The organism is Aminobacter sp. P4_D5 (assembly GCF_056401815.1).
In genome coordinates this window covers 1-19601 of record NZ_JBFUIP010000045.1, presented here as the reverse complement: position 1 = coordinate 19601, position 19601 = coordinate 1, and the positions used below count along the sequence as shown (strand labels likewise).

The following is a 19601-nucleotide window of genomic DNA, read 5'->3' as shown; positions in this document are numbered from 1 at the left end:
ATGCCATCTCGCAACTGCTCACGTCTTCATCTCGCACTTGCAAAATCTCTAGCCGGTCCGTAATGGATTCTGGCCCAATTCGGGCTCTCGGACTGGCTTGCTAGGCTGGAACCGGGCATGGGAGGAAACGACATGGCTTCTGACGCGCCTGCCGGCCGCATCACGCCCGCCGAGCTGTTGGCCCGCAAGGGCGGCGAGCCCATCGTCTGCCTCACCGCCTACACCTACCCCATTGCCCGGCTGCTCGACCCACATGTCGACCTTCTGCTTGTCGGCGACAGCGTCGCGATGGTGTTGCATGGCCATGCGACGACGCTCGGCGCGACGATAGACATGATGATCGCGCATGGCCAGGCCGTGATGCGCGGCTCTGTCCGCGCCTGCGTCGTCGTCGACATGCCTGCCGGCGGCTACGAGGACACGGTCGAAAACGCCGTGGCCTGCGCCAAGCGCATCATGCGTGAAACCGGCTGCGACGCGGTCAAGCTCGAAGGCGGCGTCGCCATCGCCGCCCAAATCGCCGCCATCGTTGCATCAGGCATCCCGGTCATGGGCCATATCGGGCTTTTGCCGCAGTCGGTCGAAAAAGAGGGCGGCTACAAGATCAAAGGCCGTTCCGAGGCCAATGCCCAAGCGCTTTATGCCGACGCCAAGGCTGTGGAAGCAGCTGGCGCGTTTTCCGTCGTCATCGAAGGCACTGTCGAGCCGGTGGCCGCTGAAATCACCCGGCGCATAGCCATTCCTACCGTCGGCATCGGCGCCAGCGCTGCCTGCGACGGGCAGATCCTGGTCATCGACGACGCCATCGGACTGACCGTCGACCGCGTGCCGAAATTCGTCAAGGAATATGCCCTTTTGCGCGACACTATGTCCAAAGCCGCAGCGGAATACGCGCGTGACGTTCGCAGCCGCGCTTTCCCCGGCCCCGAGCACCTGTTTTCCCTGAGCAAGGACAAGGCATGACCGCTGTCGTCGAAACCATCGCTGCCCTGCGCGTGCAAGTGCAGGCATGGCGAGCCGAAGGCCTCAAGGTCGCGCTGGTCCCAACCATGGGCGCCTTGCATGACGGGCATATCTCGCTGATGCGTGCTGCCCTTGAGCGCGCCGACCGCTGCGTCGTTTCGATCTTCGTCAATCCGCGCCAGTTCGCGCCGACCGAAGACCTCGACAAATATCCCCGCCAGCTGGCGCAGGATCTCGCGCGCCTCAATGAAGCCGGTGTCCATCTCGCCTTCACGCCCGGTGTCGACGAGGTCTATCCACAAGGCTTTGCCACCGCGATTGCGGTGGGCGGCCCATCCGCAGGTCTCGAAACCGCCTTCCGACCTGCTTTCTTCGACGGTGTCGCCACCGTCGTTGCCAAGCTCTTCATCCAGGTAACGCCCGACCTCGCCGTCTTTGGCGAGAAGGACTACCAGCAGCTCTGCGTGGTCAAGAAGCTGTGCCGCGATCTCGACCTGCCGGTTGAAGTTCTGGGCTCGCCGACGATCCGCGATGCCGAAGGCCTCGCCATGTCATCGCGCAACGCCTATCTCAGCCCCACCGAACTCACTGTCGCGCAACAGCTCAACAAGGTGCTGCGCAAGGCTGCTTCGTCGCTCCAATCGGGCGCAAACGAAGAAGCGACAATGGCAGCCGCTAGTCAGGCGATTCTCGATTCCGGTTTCAATTCCGTCGACTACGTCGAAGTGCGCGAAAGCCTCACGCTTGCGCCGTGGCAGAAAGACCATGATGGCCGCGTGCTGGTCGCTGCCCGTCTCGGCAAGACACGCCTGATCGACAATGTCGAGGTCGCTGCCAGCTAGGCCGCCGCTTCAGCTCAGGGGTTTTTCCAGCACCAGCGACAAGACCCCCGTTTCCGCGATCTCGGGGTCTGGATCGCCCCCCGACTTCACAAAGCCGTTGGCGAGATAAAAGCCCAGCGCCTGAACGTTCGCCTCTTCGACTTCAAGGCGAATCGAATGCGCTTCGGGAAAGCTCTGCTCGATCTCATCGAGCAACATGCGGCCGATGCCGGCGCGCTGATATTCTGGGCGTACATAAAGCTGGTAGAGCACGACGATCTTGGAACCGCTGGTCGCCGCGGCAAAGGCCATGCCTGCGATCTTCTTGCCGTCATCGGCGACCAGGAACTCGGAATTCGGCCTCGTCAGCCGCGCCTTGAGCGCGGCAAGCGAGTGCCATTCGGTGGTGATCTGGTTGACCCGCTCGATGCCGTAGATGGCATCGTAGGTCGCGTGCCACGTTTCGGCGAGCAGCGCCTTGATGTTCTCAAGGTCGCGTTCGCTCGCCGTGCGGACAAACACCGCTTTATTCCTCGATGCCGATCTTGGCCTTGACCAGGTCGTTGACGGCCTGCGGATTGGCCTTGCCACCCGTCATCTTCATCACCTGGCCGACGAACCAGCCGGCCATTGTCGGCTTGGCGCGGGCCTGTTCGGCTTTGTCGGGGTTGGCGGCGATGACATCGTCGACCGCCTTTTCGATGGCGCCGGTGTCGGTCACCTGCTTCATGCCACGGCTTTCGACCAGCTCACGCGGGTCGCCACCCTCATTCCAGATGATCTCGAACAGGTCCTTTGCGATCTTGCCGGAAATCGTGCCTTCCTTGATCAGGTCGATCACGGCCCCCAGCTGATCGGGCGTTACTGGAGCGTTTTCAATGTCCTTGCCAGCCTTGTTCAAGGCGCCGAGCAGGTCGTTGATGACCCAGTTGGCGGCAAGCTTGCCGTCGCGGCCAGCGGCCACTTTCTCGAAATAGTCGGCGATCGCCTTTTCCGAGACCAGGATCGAGGCGTCGTAGACGGACAGGCCGAGGCTGTTGACCAGCCGCGCCTTCTTGTCGTCTGGTAGTTCCGGCAGGTCCTTGGCTAGCGCATCGACATAGGCCTGGTCGAATTCAAGCGGCAGAAGGTCCGGATCGGGGAAGTAGCGGTAGTCGTGCGCTTCTTCCTTGGAACGCATCGCGCGCGTCTCGCCCTTGCTGGGATCGAACAGGCGGGTCTCCTGATCGATCTTGCCACCATCTTCGATGATGGCGATCTGGCGCCGCGCCTCATATTCGATGGCCTGGCCAACGAAGCGGATCGAGTTGACGTTCTTGATCTCGCAGCGCGTGCCGAATTCGCCGCCCGGACGGCGCACGGACACATTGACGTCGGCGCGCATCGAGCCCTCGTCCATGTTGCCGTCGCAAGTACCGAGATAACGCACGATGGTGCGCAGCTTGGTGACATAGGCCTTGGCCTCGTCCGACGAGCGCATGTCGGGCTTGGAGACGATCTCCATCAGCGCCACGCCCGAGCGGTTGAGGTCGACATAAGACATTGTCGGATGCTGATCGTGAATCGACTTGCCGGCGTCCTGTTCGAGATGCAGGCGCTCGATGCCGACTTCGATGTCCTCGAACTCGCCCTTGCGGTCGGGACCGACCGAAATGGTGATCTTGCCCTCGCCGACGATCGGCTGCTTGAACTGCGAAATCTGGTAGCCCTGCGGCAGGTCGGGATAGAAATAGTTTTTCCGGTCAAAGACAGACTTGTGGTTGATCTGCGCCTTGAGGCCGAGGCCGGTGCGGATCGCCTGCTTGACGCATTCCTCGTTGATGACGGGCAGCATGCCGGGCATCGCCGCGTCGACAAGACTGACATTGGCATTGGGCTCGGCGCCGAAGGCGGTCGAGGCGCCGGAGAACAGCTTTGCTTCCGACGTCACCTGGGCATGAACCTCGAGGCCGATGATGACTTCCCAGTCACCGGTGGCACCGGGGATGAAGCGCTTGGCGTCGGGCGTGCGGGTGTCGATCAGGGTCATGGTAATCCGAATACGTCCGTGTCTGTTTTGTCGCCTTCTGGCGAACGACAAATCGTACCGTTTCGCTAGATCAATCGTTGCCTTGTTGCAACCGTCGCGTTGGAAATGCGCGCTCAAGCCGCGATCTCTGGCACTTTCGAACAGACTATCCTATATCGGTCCCATCCCGATGGAGTTTGGATGTTCAACTCGTTTGAGTCCCGCTAAAGCCCCGACCTTCTCCTGAAGGCGGGGCATGAAAACCAGAAACCACCGTGCTGCGAGCAATCGTGGCTGCGGCTTTTTGTTTTGGCTGTTCAGTCAGTAGGCTGTTCGGCCTGGTTTTCCAGGACTCATCAACCAATGAACATATCGCGCATAGAGCAGCGCATCCTGCACCTGCTCGCCCAGGGCGGGCGGATCGAAATCGAAAAAGACGACAGCAACAAGATCGAAGCCGTGATCTGCCTCACCCGCGAGGGCTGGCAATATACGGATTTCGATCTCGAACTTTTCAGGAAGCTACGGCGAAGGAAGGCAGTCGCCTCGTCGCAAGGCGGCCCCTACCGCATTACCAGGGTAGGACTGAAACTTGTCCGTCCCGAACTCGACAACAGATGATGCAGATCATGCCGGATCCGCGTAAGCGGATCCGGCGCTTAGCTAACGGCCTCAAGCCGTCGCGATATAGGCCTTGATCTCCTCGGCCTCGCGCTCGACATCCTCGATGCGGCGCTTGACGACGTCGCCGATCGACACGATCCCATAGAGATAGCCGTCGCGCTCGACAGGCAGATGGCGGAAGCGGCCGTTGGTCATGATCTCCATGACCTGGTTGACCGTGTGGTTTTCGTTGCAGATCTTGACCTTGGGGGTCATCACCTCGCGCACCGTCTTTTCGAGCGCGGCACCACCGTCCTTGCCGATGATGCGAACAACGTCGCGTTCAGACAGGATGCCCACGATCTTGCGGTCGCCATTGGTGACGACGAGGGCACCGATGCGGTGTTCGGCAAGAATCCGAACCGCTTCCGACAGCTGCACATTGGGCCCAATGGTAAAAACGTCGTGGCCCTTCTTCTCAAGAATTGCCTTCACTGTCATCGGGTTCTCCTGCTGCTATCGGTCAGTCAATTCACTCCGTATGGCCCTCGGGCCAAATGCATCGTGCGCTGCATTAGGCAGCTTTTCAAGTAAAACGCGCTCAGGCGTATTCGTTCCTGCGGTCGAAGAACCTGATGCCCAAAAAGCCGGCCAGGAAACCACCGATATGGGCCTCCCAGGCGATCTGGTTTTCAACGCCAGGGGTAAATCCGACCACTCCGGTCACCAGGTTGATGATCATCCACACACCAAGGAAAGTCATCGCCGTGCGCGAGCGGAAGACGTCGCGGATCGGCAGCGGCGCGCCGGCGAAGGCAGGCTTGCCTTGCGAGCGGTCGATCTGGAAGCTGAAGCGCGCGGCAGCACCCATCATGCCCGAAATCGCGCCCGACGCGCCGACCAGCGGGGCCTGGTCCATTGAATGCAGCACATAATGCAGCGCTACCGCCGCAAGCGAAGTGACCGCGAAAAACAGCGAGAAGCGCAGCACGCCCAGCCGGTTGGCCAGCGGCGAGCCGAAGGCGGCGAGCCATACCATGTTGATGAACAGATGGGCGAAGCCGCCATGCAGGAAGGCGTAGGTCAGCGGGCTTGTGAAGGCCCAGATGTCGAGATCGTACTGCCCGGAATAGCGAATGGGGATGAAGGCGGCACGAAGGAGCAGCGCAAAATCCTGGTCGGGGCTGAGAACGTATTCGCGCATCAAATGGACGACGACACATGCGCCGATAATCGCGATGACAATGGGCGGCAGGTTGAACATCGGCTCGCGCCGCTGCGGCTCGTTCTCGACGATTTCAGCATTTTCGCTCGGGCTTGCTGGTTCGCTCATGCGCTTCTGATCCGGTTGTCGCGGGCGGATGACGCCCGGCCCCCATCTAGAACAGCCCGGCTGAAAGCGCAAAAAAGAAAGCCGTCCAGGGTTTCCCCTGGACGGCTGGTCGAGCCCCCCTGCCCGTTCCCCAAAAAACTCTGACTGAAGTGCTGCCGGCCGCCTGAGCGGCCACTTCTGGAGTGACTTGAACGTGCCATGGATCTTTTCCGGCGGCAACGTAAACCCTTTGTTAACCTTAACGTCCCCGACCCGTTAACAACTGTTACTGAGACTGGCACGCGTCCTGCTCCGCGCCTCATGTAGTCCTCAAGATTGAAGCGATTCTGTCCAACGATGGGACATCAGGCACAGAAGCGCTCGGAGCGGAGCAATATGAAACAGAAAGGATCGCTGGCACTGTTCCAATACTGGAACCGCCTTCGCGACGGCCGACCCGCGCCCAAACGCACGGAAGTCGAGCCGGCCGATATCAAGGCGCTGCTTGCTGACACTTTCATACTCGAGCGCGACACCCGTGGCGAAGCGGTCTTCCGCCTCGCCGGCACCCGGCTGTGCGCTACCTTCGGCCGCGAGCTCAAGGGGTTTTCGTTTCCCTCGCTGTGGCGCCAGAAGGACCAGCGGCTGATGGCCCGCCTCGCCTATGGCGTGTTCCAGCAGAAGTCGGTGGTCGTCATCAATTTCGAGGGCTTCACCGCGAGCCTGCGGGCAACAACCTTCGAAATGCTGCTCCTGCCGCTCGACGGCGGCATCGAAAACCCGCGCAGCCTGGGCGTGCTGTCGAGTGTCGACCGGCCGTTCTGGCTCGGTTCCGACCCGCTCACCGACGCAACGATCGACAGCGTGCGTGTCGTCGACCCAGACCTTGAGCCGATGTTCCTCAGGAACCGCCCAGCCGTCACGGTGCCTTCGCTCGCACCAAGCGATTCAGCCGTGGAGGGCGGCCCGAACCCGCTCGATGGCGCACGCCGCATTCGCCACCTTTTCGTCCTTGAAGGTGGGCGCGAAGAATAGCGCCCGCACACCTCCCGCAAGGGCAGCGCCTACGCGTTTTATTAACCTCTCTGGCGGTATTTTTCCGCAATAGCTCCCCGATGCGGTTCGTTGGGAGTTGACAGATATGAGGGTACCATGAGGCCAGCGGCGATTGACTACGCGCCGTCACGGGCGGAACGGCGCAACTTCCAGCGCGTCCGGGTGAAGATCTACGGCCGTTTCATGCTTGAGGATCGCACCGAGCATGCCGGCCAGGTGGTCGATATGTCGCCCGGCAATGTCGCTTTTCGCACCGATCGCTCGGGTGCCGCAGGCGAAAAGGTGATCGCCTATATCGATCACATCGGACGCATCGAAGGCGTCATCACCCGCACCTTGCCGGATGGCTTTGCCATGACGGTCATCGCTTCCGAACGCAAGAAGGACAAGCTGGCCGCCCAGCTCACCTGGCTTGCCAATAAGCACGAACTCGACCTGCCCGAGGACCGCCGCCACGAGCGTGTCGCGCCGCGCAACCCGATCAACGTCTTGCAGCTCATCGACGGCCGGCAATATCCCTGCCGGATCATCGACCTGTCGCTTTCTGGTGCCGCCCTCGAGATCGAGGTCAAGCCGGCGATCGGCGTGCAGGTCACGCTCGGCACCATGCGCGGTCAGGTCGTGCGTCACTTCGAAGACGGCGTCGCTGTCGAATTCGCCGTCATCCAGCGGCCCGACTCGCTCGACACAGAGTTCAATCGCCCGCGCACCTGACGGTCGGGCTACCGCCCACATCCCCAGATACCAAGCATGAAGGCTGGCTTCCTCATGGACGCCGGCCTTCTTGCTTTCCAGGAGCCGCTCCATTCCACACCGATAGGCGAACATGCATTTCGGCCTAGCACCGCAATGCCATTTCGGCACAGCTTGCGCGCAGCGGCCAATCATAGCCCGGCGTCGCCCCGATCGATAAAATTGTAATCAAATTTTCTGCAAATTTTATTCTTATTCTATTCTTTGTTTACGAGAGTTCTCTCTTGTTTTTACTCAACATCTACTGCGTTACTTTGCGTGAAATAAATCCGCGCCTGTCATTGTCTCCCTCAACAAGGAGACTACAAAATGATCAAGCGTCGGGGATGGCTGTTGGTTCTGGCTGCAGCACTTCAGGCTGGCACCTTGGGCAGTGCCCTTGCTGCCCCGACCGTCATGAAGACCAATGGCCGCACGACGCAGCCTATCGGCCACTACGAGCTGTGCAAGCGTTCGCCGATCGAATGCAATGAAAAGACGGCGAGCAAGGCTCCGGTCGAACTGACCCGTACGCTGTGGAAGGCAATGATCGCCATCAACAACGAGGTCAACACCGCTGTTGCGCCGCGCACCGATATGGAAGCCTGGGGCCAGGAAGAATATTGGTCCTATCCCGACAATGGCGTTGGCGACTGCGAAGACTATGCCATGGAAAAGCGGCGCAAGCTGATGCAGCTCGGCGTGCCGGCCGGCGCCCTGCTGATGACGGTGGTTCGTCAGCCAAATGGCGAAGGCCACGCGGTCCTGACCGTGCGCACCAGCCTCGGCGAATACATTTTGGACAATCTCGACACACGCGTCCTAGCCTGGAATGAGACCGAATACACCTATCTGAAGCGCCAGTCGGAGCAGAATTCAGGGGTCTGGATTGGCATCAATGACGGCCGCGCCGACGCAGTCGCGTCGGTCCGCTAGGCTTCAGCGGAAAAACCCGGTCGCGTCCCACCCTCCCCGTCCCCAACGACCGGGTCTAGGAGCCGGCCCATTTCCCCGGGCCGGCTCCGCCTTTTTGGGCGGATGCCTTGTTCTTAATCGGCGACCTTCACCAATCCGGCGCGAAACCTGCGCTGGTTGGCGACATAATGATCAGCCGATTTGCGCAGCCGCTGGGCTGCGGCGTCGTCGAGGGTGCGGATGGCCTTGGCGGGCGACCCGACGATCAGCGAATTGTCTGGGAATTCCTTGCCTTCGGTCACCAGAGCGCCGGCACCGACAAGGCAGTTCCTGCCGATCTTGGCGCCATTGAGCACGATCGCCCCCATACCGATCAGCGAATTGTCGCCAACCGTGCAGCCATGCAGGATGGCGCGGTGGCCGATGGTGCATCCCTCGCCGATATCAAGCGGAAAGCCCGGATCGGTGTGCATCACCGTGTGCTCCTGGACATTGGAGCGCGCACCGATGGTGATCGGCTCGCGATCGCCGCGGATCGCAGCCCCAAACCAGATGCCGACATCACGTCCGATCCTGACGTCGCCGACAACGGCAGCGTCTGGTGCGATCCAGTTGCTGTCGCGGTCCTCGAACTGCGGTTCAACCCCATCGAGAGCGTAAAGCGGCATCATCTTTCCTTCCTGTGCGCGTCGCGGGCAAACTATGTAGCGGTCGCCAGCAAGGCAAGCGCGACGCGCCTTTAACGCAGCATTAACCATGCGCGCGCAATGTCGCCCCATATCGGTTCCCTGGAGCACCTGCTGCGCAACGCGCGGCGATTGCGGAAATCCGATGCTCGACCATACGAGCCGCCGGCGACCCTGGAGACAACAGATGAAGCAAGAGGCGACTGACAGCTCCGGCTTTGACGTTGTCAATTCGGCGCTGATGATGAAGGTCTTCTACGGTTTCGCCGTACTTGCCGTTCTCTCGGTGGCGATCAGCCTCGGTGGCCGCTGGTTCGGGCACACCATCGCGCTCGCCGGCTATACCGACGACATCACACCGCACGAGGTCGTCATCGGCAACGATGTCATCGCGGTCCCCTCCAACATGATCCGTTTCGAAAAGGCCCGTCACAACGGCATCGCCAGCCGGCTCGACCTCTATCTGCGCTGGCCTGAGATGGACGGCTATAGCGAGGCGGCGCGTGCTGCCTTCAACAATACCGACGGCAACAAACGCATCATCTTCCTGGGCCTCGAGCCGCGCATGATGACGCGCGACATGAGCGGCCGCCTCACCCCCATCTACAATGCACTGACGGTCAAGCCAGGCGTTCCCGGGCCTGAAGGCATGACGCTTTACGGCTTCAGGGAAAACTCCGGCTATCTCAACGAGGTGCTGGCGGTTGCGACACGCGCCGGCGAGCCGGCTTTTGTTGCCCGCTGCCTCAATGGTGAAGAGGCAGAACAATCGCTCGCGCCGTGCGAACGCGACGTCTTCGTTGGCAAGGATCTGAGCCTGACCTACAGATTTCCTAGGGAGCTTCTGGGAGAGTGGCGTGCGCTGGATCGGGCGGTTATCGCCAAGACGAATGCCTTGTTGCACGTCAAATGACGCCACGCGACAAGCCGCGCGGCGTCAGGCTTGATCAAAATCAGGCCAGATCGATGTCGAGAATCGCCATCGAGAAATTGTAGTCGCCGTCATCCTCGTCCTTGAAAACGATGCCGAGGAATTCGTCGCCGATATAGACCTCGGCCGAGTCGTCCTTGCGAGGACGCGCCTTGACCTGAAGCGTGGGGTTCTGGAACTGGCGCTTGAAATAGGCGTCGAGTTTTCTGATTTCTTCCGGCTTCAACTGTTTTCTCCGGCTTGTGGCTAGGAGCGTCATGCGTCCGTTCCGACGCGCTTGGGACGTTCCACATTGCAATGACTGCGCATCGTGCTTTGCCCGAAAACCAGACCCGATTTTCGGCCCGACGCGTTTAGAGACGCGCTTCTGACACGCCAAGCATGGCCATGTAAAGGCAAGGCTCGGCTTACCCCGTGCAATTCACACAGGCATCCCAGACACCAGGATGCCGGTGCTTGCCCGCTTCAAATATCGAAGCTGACGACGTGATCCATTGTCTGCGACGGCAGCAACTGGTCCATCTGGCTCGACGGACGGTCGCAGCCGGTTTCGCCGACAACACGCGCCGGAACCCCAGCCACTGTCTTGTTGTGCGGGACGGGCGACAGCACCACCGAACCGGCGGCGATCTTCGAGCAATGGCCGACCTCGATGTTGCCGAGGATCTTGGCGCCTGCGCCGATCAGCACGCCGTAACGAATCTTGGGGTGGCGATCGCCGCCTGCTTTACCGGTTCCACCCAGCGTCACGCCGTGCAGGATCGAAACGTCGTCTTCGATGACAGCGGTTTCGCCGACAACCAGGCCGGTGGCGTGGTCGATGAAGATGCCCTTGCCCATGCGTGCGGCCGGATTGATGTCGGTCTGGAACACCGATGACGAGCGGCTCTGCAGATAGAGCGCGAAATCCTTGCGGCCACGGTTCAACAGCCAGTGCGCCAGCCGGTGTGTCTGGATGGCATGGAAGCCTTTGAAATAAAGCACCGGCATCAGGTAGCGGTCGCAGGCCGGGTCGCGGTCGTAATAGGCCTGGATGTCGGTGCGCACCGTATCGCTCCAGTCCGGACTATCTTCGAGCATCGCGTAAAAGGTCTGGCGAATGAGGTCGGCGCCGAGATCCTGATGCGCCAGCCGCTCGGCCAGGCGATGGATCACTGCCTCTTCCAGCGTGTCCTGGTTGAGGATCGTGGCATAGAGGAATGCCGCCAGCAGCGGATCGCCCGCCACAGCGTCTGCCGCTTCGTCGCGTACCGACTTCCAGATCGGGTCGACCGGCTTCAATGAGCCGTGGCGCGCAGCGGATATGGTGTTCATCGACGGTCTCCGTTCACTGCCGGCTTGTGCAATCCCGCGCGGGACATATAAGCCAGATATTAGCACGAATGAACTCAATTTTCCTTAGTGCTCGTTCAAGTGGATTTGGTTCGCGGATATTCAAGGCGTCATGGAAACTGAACCCTTGCTGGAGACGATGCGCGACGGCGAGGCGGCCATCGTCATCATCCGCCCGGCGCTCGAGAACGCGTTCACCCAGGCCGACCGGCGCAAATCTGTGTTCAAAAGGCGGTGATATGTCTCTGATTGACCACGCCACCAAGACGGAGCTGACGAAGCTTTATCAAGCCGACGACCGGCATTATCACGGGATCCGCCACATCGAAGCGCTTTTGGCGCTGGCCGACGAATATCGCGCCGAGCTGAACGATCCTGAGGCCATCGAGGCTGCGATCTGGTTCCACGATGCGATCTATGACAGCCGCCGCAAAGACAATGAGGCGCTAAGTGCCGCCCTTGCCGCCGACAAGCTCCAAGGGCAGATCGACGCCCTTCACCTCGCCCGCCTCGTCAAGATGATCGAAGCGACCGCCACGCACGAGGTCCCTGATTTCGACGACGCGGCGGCGAACAACGATGCCGCCCTGCTGCTCGACATGGATCTGTCGATCCTCGGCGCACCGGCAAAAGCCTTTGACGCTTACGAAGACGCCGTCAGGCGCGAATATGGCTGGGTCAGCGATGCCGACTGGCGCGCCGGACGCGGTGCGGTGCTGCGCAACTTCCTCGCGCGGCCACGCATCTTCCACACCGACGTTTTTGTATCGCGCTTCGAAACCCAGGCCCGGGCCAACATGGAACGCTCGCTGGCGAGACTTGACGATTAGAGACTCAGATCGGGTGTTCGGCCAGAAACTCGAGCACGCGCTTCTTAAAAGCCTTGTCGCCGACGGCCAGCATGTGGTCGCGGCCCTCGATGTCGAAGCTTTCGCCATGCGGCATCAACCGGGCGAGTTCGCTTGGCGAGCCAGCGATATCGTCCTTGGTGCCAACGGCAACTAAGGTCGGTTGCATGATCCGCCTGATATCGTTGTCGCTCACCAGTTCGCGCGAAGTGGAAATGCAGGCGGCAAGCGCCCGGCGGTCGCTGCGCGTCTGGTCGGCAAAGGCGCGGAACGTTTTCGCGCGCGGCTGCKTGGTCGTCGAAGGGTCTTCCGCCAAGAGCGCCGAAGCGATCGGGTCCCAATCGCCAACGCCGTCGACCATGCCGATGCCAAGTCCGCCGAACACCAGTGTTGCCACCCGTTCGGGTGCTTCCAGCGCCAAGAATGCCGAAACGCGGGCGCCCATCGAATAACCCATGACATGGGCGCGCTCGATGCCGAGATGGTCGAGCAGCGCGAGCGCGTCGCCGGCCATCTTGCTTGGCGTGTAGTCGGCCTCGTCATAGCTCTTCGACGAGCCGCCATGGCCACGGTGGTCGAAGGCGATGGCGCGGTAGCCCGCCTCGCTCAGCGTCTTGAACCAGCCCGGCGACACCCAGTTGACGAAGTGGCTGGAGGCAAAGCCATGGATCATCAAGACCGGCTCTCCGCTTCCCGCGCCGGTCGGCGGCAGATCGAGAAACGCCAGGTCGAAGCCCTCATGGGAAAAGTGATCGATAGCCATCGTCGCTCCGTTTGATCGTGGCCCGAAAGCCTCAGGGATTGCCGTCGACTGCGGTGATCGCCCGGTGCTTGAGCGTGACGCCCTTGGCGATGCCCGTCTTGGCTGCCGTGCCAGCCTTGAGTTCGAGCACGAAACGCGCCGGCTCTTCCGGTGCTATTACCGCCTCTGAAAACGGCGTGCCCGGCAGCACGTCGAGAACCTTGCCATCGAGACCGGCAAAGACAAGGTCGAGCGGCAGCGGCGTGTTCTTCATCCAAAAGCCGACCGGCTGGGTCTGTTCGAACACGAAAAGCATGCCCTGGTCGTCGGCGAGATCCTTGCGGAACATCAGCCCCATGGCGCGTTCGCCCGGCTCGTCGGCAATCTCGATGCGGAACGGCACCTCGCCCATGGCGGTCACCGCGATCAGCGGATCGGCATCGACCGGCAGGGCCATCGCCTCTTGCGCCATGCTCGGTGCCGTGAGGGCGAGCGAAACGACCAAAGCCGGCACCGCAAGCAATGCGGCACCGAGCGCTCCGGCGATCAAAAATTTGCGTAAGGTCATAAAATCCCCGCGGCGGTCTCGACCTAGTGCGAGACCGGCAAGGTGCCTAAATCAGGGTGAATTTCGGCAGCCATAAGGCCTTTGTCGCCTTTGCCGAAACGAACCAGCACCACCTGGCCGGGCCGAAGCTCGGTGACGCCGAAGCGGCGCAGCGTTYCCATGTGGACAAAAATGTCCTCGGTGCCTTCACCGCGCGTCAGGAAACCAAAGCCCTTGGTGCGGTTGAACCACTTGACCAGCGCGCGCTCGAGACCGCTTTCCGCGGTCACCGCGACATGGGTGCGCTGCTCCTGCATTTCGGCGGGATGCACTGCTGTCGAATTGTCGATGGAAAGCACGCGGAAGGCCTGCAGGCCACGGTCGCCCTGCTTTACCAGGCAAACGACGCGAGCACCTTCGAGTGCTGTCTGGAAACCGTCACGACGCAGGCAGGTGACATGCAGCAGCACGTCGCTTCCAACACCGCTGTCGGGGAGAATGAAGCCGTAGCCCTTGGCCACGTCGAACCATTTGATGGCGCCGGAAATTTCGACCAGACCAACGCCATCGACGCTGTCATCGTGTTCAAATGCATCGCGGCCAGTGCCATTCTGCATCACGAGAGAGGCCTTTTCCCCCATAAGAACGCCCCCTTTTCCTTGCAAACGCCATTACTGATTCTTGAGATAAGATTAACACTTCCACTTTGGACTTACGCAAGGGCCGTTCCGCCATTTTTCGACTTGGTCCCGAGATAGGCACAAGCTTCGCACCAGTTCCGCACAAAAGTCGCTATGGCGGTTGCCGAGCGCGTGGCGCCCGCCCTATGTATCGGCGAACCCCATGAACTCGAACCCACAAAGCCGAGGAAAAGCGATGCGCTATCTCCACACCATGGTCCGCGTCAAAGACGTCGACGCCTCTTTGGACTTCTATTGCACCAAGTTTGGCATGAAGGAGATCCGTCGCTCCACCAACGAGAAGGGCCGCTACACGCTGATCTTCCTCGCCGCCTCCGAAGACGTGGGTGCCGGCAGCGAGCGCCAGACGCCGCTGCTTGAATTGACCTTCAACTGGGACACGGAAGACTATCAGGGTGGCCGCAATTTCGGCCACCTTGCCTATGAGGTCGACGACATCTACGCCACCTGCCAGGACCTGATGAACAAGGGCGTGACCATCAACCGCCCGCCGCGCGACGGCAACATGGCCTTCATCAAGTCGCCCGACGGCATCTCGATCGAGCTGCTGCAGAAGGGTGAGCGCAAGGCGCCGGCAGAGCCGTGGTTGTCCATGCCGAATACCGGCAGCTGGTAACCTTCAGAAAGCACGATGCGCAGGCAAAGAAAGCCCTCAGGCTTTTCTGGCCATCTCAAGCAAAGTCAGCACGGTGCGCCAGTTGCGCGCCGTGCCCGGCACTTTGAGGGTACGCGGCAGAATTTCGGCGAATTTCGACTTGCCCAATCCCTCGGGCGCGTGAAGATAAAGGACGTCGCCCTTGACCTCGAAGCTTTCAGGACCGGCGTTGCGCTCGGCCAGCGGCGCAATCTCGGCCGGAACCGGAGCGCGCTCCAGCGTATAAGCGTGCAGTTTCTTGTGGTCGTCCGCGACATCGGGATAGGGATTTTCCGCCACAAGCCTCTCATACCAGCCGAGATCGCGCACCATGATGCGCGAGCGAAAGCCCCAGCGCGTTTCGAATGCCGCTTCGATTGTTGCGGTTAGCGCCGTCGCATCAGTGGCATCGGCCTTGAACACGACATTGCCGCTTTGAATGTAACTTGCGACATCGGCAAAGCCGAGCTCTTCGAAGAAGGCCCGGAGTTCGGCCATCTTGACGATGCGGTTGCCGCCGACATTGATGCCTGAAAACAGCGCGACGAACACGCTCATATGATGAAGCCGGCCAGCGTTTCGTTGTCGGTGATGTCCTGATATTGCACGCCCTCGACGTCGAAGCGCGCCCGAAGCAGGTCGAAATTACGCCGGTCCTTGGTCTCGATCCCGATCAGCACCGAACCAAAATTGCGCGCCGATTTCTTGAGGTACTCGAAACGCGTGATGTCGTCTTCGGGGCCCATGATTTCGAGGAAGTCGCGCAGCGCGCCCGGCCGCTGCGGAAAGCGGATGATGAAATACTTCTTCAGCCCCTCGAAGCGCAAGGCGCGCTCCTTGACGTCGGGCAGGCGCTCGAAGTCGAAATTGCCGCCTGAAACCACCGCAACGATGGTCTTGCCCTTTAACTCCTTCTTGGAAAAATCCTTGAGCGCGTCGATCGCTAGCGCGCCGGCTGGCTCCAAAACCACGCCCTCGACATTCAGCATCTCGATCATTGTGGCGCAGAGCCGGTTTTCCGGGACCAGCTTAACCGCGTCGGCGGGAAAATCCTTGAGATACTTGAGCGGTTCGCGGCCGATTTCGGCGACGGCAGCGCCATCGACAAAATTGTCGACCTTGGCGAGCTTCATCCGCTTGCCGGTGGCGAGGCTGTCGCGCAGGCTGGGGGCGCCAGCCGGTTCGCAAAAGACGAAGCGCGGCGCATTGCCCGTCTCAGCGAAGTAGCGCGTCACACCCGCCGACAATCCGCCGCCGCCGACCGGTAGAAGCACCATGTCGGGCATGCGCCCGTGCGGCATCTGGCCGGCGATCTCCAGGGCGACCGTCGCCTGGCCTTCGATGATGTCCTTGTGGTCGAAAGGAGGCACCATGTGCCCGCTGGAACTCTCGGCGAATTCGATTGCAGCGCGGTAGCAGTCGTCGAAGAAGTCGCCGACCAGCTTGATCTCGACGAACTCGCCGCCGAACAGCCGGGTCTTGTCGATCTTCTGCTGCGGCGTCGTCACCGGCATGAACACCACGCCCTTCTTGCCGAAATGGCGGCAAACGAAGGCAAACCCCTGGGCGTGATTGCCGGCCGAGGCGCAGACGAACAACTCCGCCTCGTTGCCGGCGGCAAGGGTCTTGCGGAAGAAATTGAGCGCGCCACGAATCTTGTAGGAGCGGACCGGCGTCAGGTCTTCGCGCTTCAAAAGCACGCGCGCGCCAGTCTTGCGGGAGAGATAGTCGTTCTCCTGCAAGGGTGTCTCAGGAAACAACTGCCTCACCGCTTCGGCTGCCAGCGAAACCCTTTCGGCAAAACTGGTCATGGGCAAAGGCTCCTGAAATCCGCCGGGCAAATGCTGTGGCCCGTTTGGACGCGCTATTGCATATTCGGCGCGGCGAAGCCACTGTCCGGCTCCCGCCGTCAGGTTCAAACCGGCTCATTGGCTCGCCGCGATACATTTGGGGATACGTCTCGGTGAACAGAATTGCCGTCCGCGCCGCGATCCACATCGCGGCCGTCTTTGCCATCTACCTGTCCGTGGCGATGCTCATCCCGGCGGCCGTCGATCTCTACTACGGCCATGACGACTGGCAGTCCTTTGCCTTTACCGCGATGTTCATGGGCGGCCTGGCTCTAGCGGTGGCACTCGCCACGCAAGGGCGCGTGCCACCGGCCAACACCCGCTTCGGTTTCCTCCTGGTCAACTTCTTGTGGATCACGCTGGCGATCGCCGGTGCGGTGCCGTTCATGACCTCGTCGCTGGATCTCAGCATCACCGACGCCTTCTTCGAATCGGTGTCGGGCGTCACCACCACCGGCTCCACGGTGATCAACGGCCTCGACACGGCACCGCCCGGCATCCTGATCTGGCGTTCGCTGCTCAGCTTCATGGGCGGCCTCGGTGTCATCGCGCTCGGCCTGTTCCTGTTGCCGTTCCTCAACATCGGCGGCGTGTCCTATTTCAAGATCGAATCCTCCGACATCGAGGACCGCCCGTTCGAACGCTTCCACACCTTCACCGTCAGCCTGATCGGCATCTACACGGTGCTGGTCGTCGCCTGCACCATCTCCTACACCGCGGCCGGCATGGAAGGCTTCCACGCCATCAATCACGCCATGTCGACAGTGGCGACGGGCGGCTTTTCCACCCACGACACCTCTTTCGTGCGCTATGCCGACAACCCCGCCATCCTGTGGACCGGCATCGTCTTCATGTTCATCGGCGGCTTGCCGTTCTCGATCATGATCCTGTTTGCCGTGCGCGGACGCCTCGACGCGCTGCGCGATCCGCAAATCCGCGTCTATGCAGGCTACTGCATCGTCTTTGCGGTGGCTGTGGCGGTCTATCTCCGCGTCAGCATGGGCATGCCGTTCTTCACTGCCCTTACCCATTCGACCTTCAATCTGATGTCGATCATCACCACCGCAGGCTTTGCCAGCGACGACTACAGCCTGTGGGGGCCATTCGCCATCGGCTGCATCTTTGTCGCCACCTTCCTCGGCGGCTGCTCGGGCTCGACCACCGGCGGCATCAAGGCCTATCGTTTCCTTGTCTTGTTCGAACTTCTCTCGAACGGTCTGCGCCGCCTGATCTATCCCAACACAGTGACGCCGGTACGCTATGGCGACCGCACCGTCGCCCCAGAGATGCAAAGTGCGGTTGTGCTCTTCATCGCCTCTTTCATGGTTCTGTGGGCCATCACCATCGTGCTTTTGAGTGCCACCGGCCTCGATTTCATCACCGCTGTCACCGGCTCGCTGACGTCGCTGACCAATGTCGGCCCCGGCCTCGGCCCGGTCATCGGCCCGATGGGCAACTTCTCCTCGCTGCCCGATGCCGCCAAGTGGATATGCTCAGCTGCGATGCTTTTGGGCCGCCTCGAAATCCTCGCCGTTCTGGTGATCTTCACGCCAACTTTCTGGGGTCGCTAACTTCGTGAGCTCAGGTACGGAAGTACTTGTTTCCGCCACAATTTTGGCATTCGAGCAACACTCGGCCAGCGATGTCTCCCCGACCTGTCCTTTTCGGCTGGTCCCGACTTACTTCCGCCACTATCAGACCCTCCCGAGGGTGGCACACTGAACGCCTTGCCCGTCAGAGAGATCATAATTTGTTGCCGTCGAAGTTCTGCATAGCCATTGCCGCCCTCCTGCTGTCCGGTTGCATAGGGCAGCCGTCCGGTGCGCTGTTGACCGGCGCAGTCGTCAATGTTCCCGTGTCGGAGATCGCCGGAAACCATGCGATTTTCGTTGCCTCTACCCGTCAACACGCTGCTGACGACAAGCAGGTCTTCGATCGTGACCGTTCGGCGACGCTCAATTTCGCGCGTGTCGATGTCACCGTGCCAAGAACCCACAAGACCGGCCAGATCGAGCTGCGCAACCGCAAGGACCCCGATCCGACCAAATATTTCACCGCGACCAACGCGACCGGCTATGCGACGCAGCCCGAATTCTCCAAGGCGCTCAGCGCCGACATCGCCGCGCGCGGCGGTCGCGCCATGTTGTTCGTGCACGGCTACAACACCTCCTTCGATGCCGGCGTCTATCGCGCCACCCAGATCGCGCATGACTCGGGCTACACCGGCACGCCGGTGCTGTTTTCCTGGGCGTCGGGCGGCAGCACGACCGACTATGTCTACGACAAGGAAAGTGCGGCGGCCGCGCGCGACCAGCTTGAGGTCACGCTGCGCATGCTCGCCCAGTCGGGTGCGCGCCGCATCGACATCGTGGCGCATTCGATGGGCACGTGGGTGACCATGGAAGCGCTGCGCCAGTTGGCGTTGACCGGCGACCGCGACCTCGGCGGCAAGCTCGGAGACGTCGTTCTGGCCTCGCCCGACATCGACGTCGACGTGTTCAAAAGCCAGATGCGCCGCTACGGCAAGCCGACCAAGCCGTTCTTCCTGATGACGTCGGGCGACGACCGCGCGCTCAAGCTGTCCGGCCTGATCGCCGGCTCCAAGCCGCGCCTTGGCGACTACAAGAACGCCGCCGACCTCGCCGAATATGGCGTGATCGTCGTCGACCTGTCCGACGCCAAGAGCGGCGATTCCTTCAACCACACCAAGTTCGCCGACAACCCGCAAATGGTGAAGCTGCTCGGCCAGCGCCTGCGCGCCGACGACGGCTTTGCCAGCGACCGCGAGGTCACCGACCGCATCAACATGCTCGGCGGCGGGCTGCAGTAAATCCGACGGGTAAGCGAACAAGAAAAAGGGGCGCTTCTAGCGCCCCTTTTTCGTTTCGCAGTCCGCGAAACGAAACTGCAGTCAATCAAT

23 protein-coding genes are annotated in these 19601 nt (G+C 61.2%); 11 read left to right on the top strand and 12 right to left on the bottom strand.

What is annotated here, in order from left to right:
• Window positions 1–132 precede the first annotated feature (132 nt).
• Together panB and panC are read left to right on the top strand one after the other, a co-directional pair.
• Complete coding sequence (gene panB, locus AC1DWF_RS12370) at window positions 133–963, top strand: 3-methyl-2-oxobutanoate hydroxymethyltransferase (RefSeq protein ID WP_476783972.1); 831 nt, start codon at window positions 133–135, stop codon at window positions 961–963.
• Window positions 960–1805, top strand: coding sequence for a pantoate--beta-alanine ligase (gene panC / locus AC1DWF_RS12365; protein WP_476783973.1), 846 nt, complete (start codon window positions 960–962; stop codon window positions 1803–1805). The genes panB and panC overlap by 4 nt, the downstream gene beginning before the upstream one ends.
• Before the next feature lie 9 nt (window positions 1806–1814).
• Here the strand turns inward: panC and AC1DWF_RS12360 are convergent, their stop codons facing one another.
• Both AC1DWF_RS12360 and gatB read right to left on the bottom strand, forming a co-directional pair.
• Complete coding sequence (locus tag AC1DWF_RS12360; RefSeq protein WP_476783974.1) at window positions 1815–2306, bottom strand: N-acetyltransferase family protein; 492 nt, start codon at window positions 2304–2306, stop codon at window positions 1815–1817.
• 4 nt (window positions 2307–2310) lie between these two features.
• Window positions 2311–3813 carry an Asp-tRNA(Asn)/Glu-tRNA(Gln) amidotransferase subunit GatB gene (gatB, locus tag AC1DWF_RS12355; protein ID WP_476783975.1) on the bottom strand — a complete coding sequence of 501 codons (1503 nt, stop codon included), beginning with the start codon at window positions 3811–3813 and terminating at the stop codon, window positions 2311–2313.
• A 342-nt stretch (window positions 3814–4155) separates the two neighbouring features.
• Between gatB and AC1DWF_RS12350 the strand changes: the two genes are divergently transcribed.
• The gene (locus AC1DWF_RS12350) at window positions 4156–4413 is read left to right on the top strand and encodes a YjhX family toxin (protein ID WP_476783976.1); all 258 of its coding nucleotides are present in this window, start codon (window positions 4156–4158) and stop codon (window positions 4411–4413) included.
• Window positions 4414–4464: 51 nt separating this feature from the next.
• Here the strand turns inward: AC1DWF_RS12350 and AC1DWF_RS12345 are convergent, their stop codons facing one another.
• Together AC1DWF_RS12345 and AC1DWF_RS12340 are read right to left on the bottom strand one after the other, a co-directional pair.
• Window positions 4465–4896, bottom strand: coding sequence for a CBS domain-containing protein (locus tag AC1DWF_RS12345; RefSeq protein WP_109577325.1), 432 nt, complete (start codon window positions 4894–4896; stop codon window positions 4465–4467).
• Between the two features lie 100 nt (window positions 4897–4996).
• Window positions 4997–5728: a rhomboid family intramembrane serine protease gene (locus tag AC1DWF_RS12340; protein WP_476789198.1), complete on the bottom strand. Its 732-nt coding sequence runs from the start codon at window positions 5726–5728 to the stop codon at window positions 4997–4999.
• 375 nt (window positions 5729–6103) lie between these two features.
• Here AC1DWF_RS12340 and AC1DWF_RS12335 point away from each other — a divergent pair, with 375 nt between their 5' ends.
• From AC1DWF_RS12335 to AC1DWF_RS12325, 3 genes are all read left to right on the top strand, one after another.
• Window positions 6104–6742 carry a PAS domain-containing protein gene (locus tag AC1DWF_RS12335; protein ID WP_476784789.1) on the top strand — a complete coding sequence of 213 codons (639 nt, stop codon included), beginning with the start codon at window positions 6104–6106 and terminating at the stop codon, window positions 6740–6742.
• Between the two features lie 117 nt (window positions 6743–6859).
• Window positions 6860–7477 carry a PilZ domain-containing protein gene (locus AC1DWF_RS12330; RefSeq protein WP_476789199.1) on the top strand — a complete coding sequence of 206 codons (618 nt, stop codon included), beginning with the start codon at window positions 6860–6862 and terminating at the stop codon, window positions 7475–7477.
• Between the two features lie 348 nt (window positions 7478–7825).
• Complete coding sequence (locus tag AC1DWF_RS12325; protein WP_476784791.1) at window positions 7826–8431, top strand: transglutaminase-like cysteine peptidase; 606 nt, start codon at window positions 7826–7828, stop codon at window positions 8429–8431.
• A 113-nt stretch (window positions 8432–8544) separates the two neighbouring features.
• Here AC1DWF_RS12325 and AC1DWF_RS12320 read toward each other — a convergent pair whose 3' ends face one another.
• Window positions 8545–9078 carry a gamma carbonic anhydrase family protein gene (locus AC1DWF_RS12320; protein WP_476784797.1) on the bottom strand — a complete coding sequence of 178 codons (534 nt, stop codon included), beginning with the start codon at window positions 9076–9078 and terminating at the stop codon, window positions 8545–8547.
• Window positions 9079–9283: 205 nt separating this feature from the next.
• Between AC1DWF_RS12320 and AC1DWF_RS12315 the strand changes: the two genes are divergently transcribed.
• Complete coding sequence (locus AC1DWF_RS12315) at window positions 9284–10009, top strand: hypothetical protein (protein ID WP_476784792.1); 726 nt, start codon at window positions 9284–9286, stop codon at window positions 10007–10009.
• Window positions 10010–10049: 40 nt separating this feature from the next.
• Here the strand turns inward: AC1DWF_RS12315 and AC1DWF_RS12310 are convergent, their stop codons facing one another.
• Window positions 10050–10253, bottom strand: coding sequence for a DUF3126 family protein (locus AC1DWF_RS12310; protein WP_055970710.1), 204 nt, complete (start codon window positions 10251–10253; stop codon window positions 10050–10052).
• A gap of 239 nt (window positions 10254–10492) precedes the next feature.
• Complete coding sequence (gene cysE / locus AC1DWF_RS12305; RefSeq protein ID WP_476784793.1) at window positions 10493–11341, bottom strand: serine O-acetyltransferase; 849 nt, start codon at window positions 11339–11341, stop codon at window positions 10493–10495.
• A gap of 257 nt (window positions 11342–11598) precedes the next feature.
• Between cysE and AC1DWF_RS12300 the strand changes: the two genes are divergently transcribed.
• Window positions 11599–12189, top strand: a complete 591-nt coding sequence (locus tag AC1DWF_RS12300) for an HD domain-containing protein (RefSeq protein ID WP_476784795.1) — start codon at window positions 11599–11601, stop codon at window positions 12187–12189.
• 4 nt (window positions 12190–12193) lie between these two features.
• Here the strand turns inward: AC1DWF_RS12300 and AC1DWF_RS12295 are convergent, their stop codons facing one another.
• From AC1DWF_RS12295 to AC1DWF_RS12285, 3 genes are read right to left on the bottom strand one after another with little or no spacing between them, the layout of a single operon-like run.
• The gene (locus AC1DWF_RS12295; RefSeq protein ID WP_476841719.1) at window positions 12194–12964 is read right to left on the bottom strand and encodes an alpha/beta fold hydrolase; all 771 of its coding nucleotides are present in this window, start codon (window positions 12962–12964) and stop codon (window positions 12194–12196) included.
• Between the two features lie 37 nt (window positions 12965–13001).
• Window positions 13002–13517, bottom strand: a complete 516-nt coding sequence (locus tag AC1DWF_RS12290; RefSeq protein ID WP_476789423.1) for a DUF192 domain-containing protein — start codon at window positions 13515–13517, stop codon at window positions 13002–13004.
• A 23-nt stretch (window positions 13518–13540) separates the two neighbouring features.
• Entirely contained in the window at window positions 13541–14113 is a 573-nt protein-coding gene (locus AC1DWF_RS12285; RefSeq protein WP_476841715.1) for a cold-shock protein, read from the bottom strand.
• A 259-nt stretch (window positions 14114–14372) separates the two neighbouring features.
• Between AC1DWF_RS12285 and gloA the strand changes: the two genes are divergently transcribed.
• Entirely contained in the window at window positions 14373–14813 is a 441-nt protein-coding gene (gloA, locus tag AC1DWF_RS12280; RefSeq protein ID WP_476789422.1) for a lactoylglutathione lyase, read from the top strand.
• Between the two features lie 36 nt (window positions 14814–14849).
• Here the strand turns inward: gloA and AC1DWF_RS12275 are convergent, their stop codons facing one another.
• Complete coding sequence (locus AC1DWF_RS12275) at window positions 14850–15389, bottom strand: DUF1697 domain-containing protein (protein WP_476789421.1); 540 nt, start codon at window positions 15387–15389, stop codon at window positions 14850–14852.
• Window positions 15386–16642, bottom strand: coding sequence for a threonine ammonia-lyase IlvA (ilvA, locus tag AC1DWF_RS12270; RefSeq protein WP_476789420.1), 1257 nt, complete (start codon window positions 16640–16642; stop codon window positions 15386–15388). The genes AC1DWF_RS12275 and ilvA overlap by 4 nt, the downstream gene beginning before the upstream one ends.
• A 152-nt stretch (window positions 16643–16794) precedes the next feature.
• Between ilvA and AC1DWF_RS12265 the strand changes: the two genes are divergently transcribed.
• Both AC1DWF_RS12265 and AC1DWF_RS12260 read left to right on the top strand, forming a co-directional pair.
• The gene (locus AC1DWF_RS12265) at window positions 16795–18252 is read left to right on the top strand and encodes a TrkH family potassium uptake protein (protein ID WP_476786089.1); all 1458 of its coding nucleotides are present in this window, start codon (window positions 16795–16797) and stop codon (window positions 18250–18252) included.
• A gap of 179 nt (window positions 18253–18431) precedes the next feature.
• Window positions 18432–19511, top strand: a complete 1080-nt coding sequence (locus tag AC1DWF_RS12260; RefSeq protein ID WP_476786088.1) for an alpha/beta hydrolase — start codon at window positions 18432–18434, stop codon at window positions 19509–19511.
• Window positions 19512–19601: the final 90 nt, after the last annotated feature.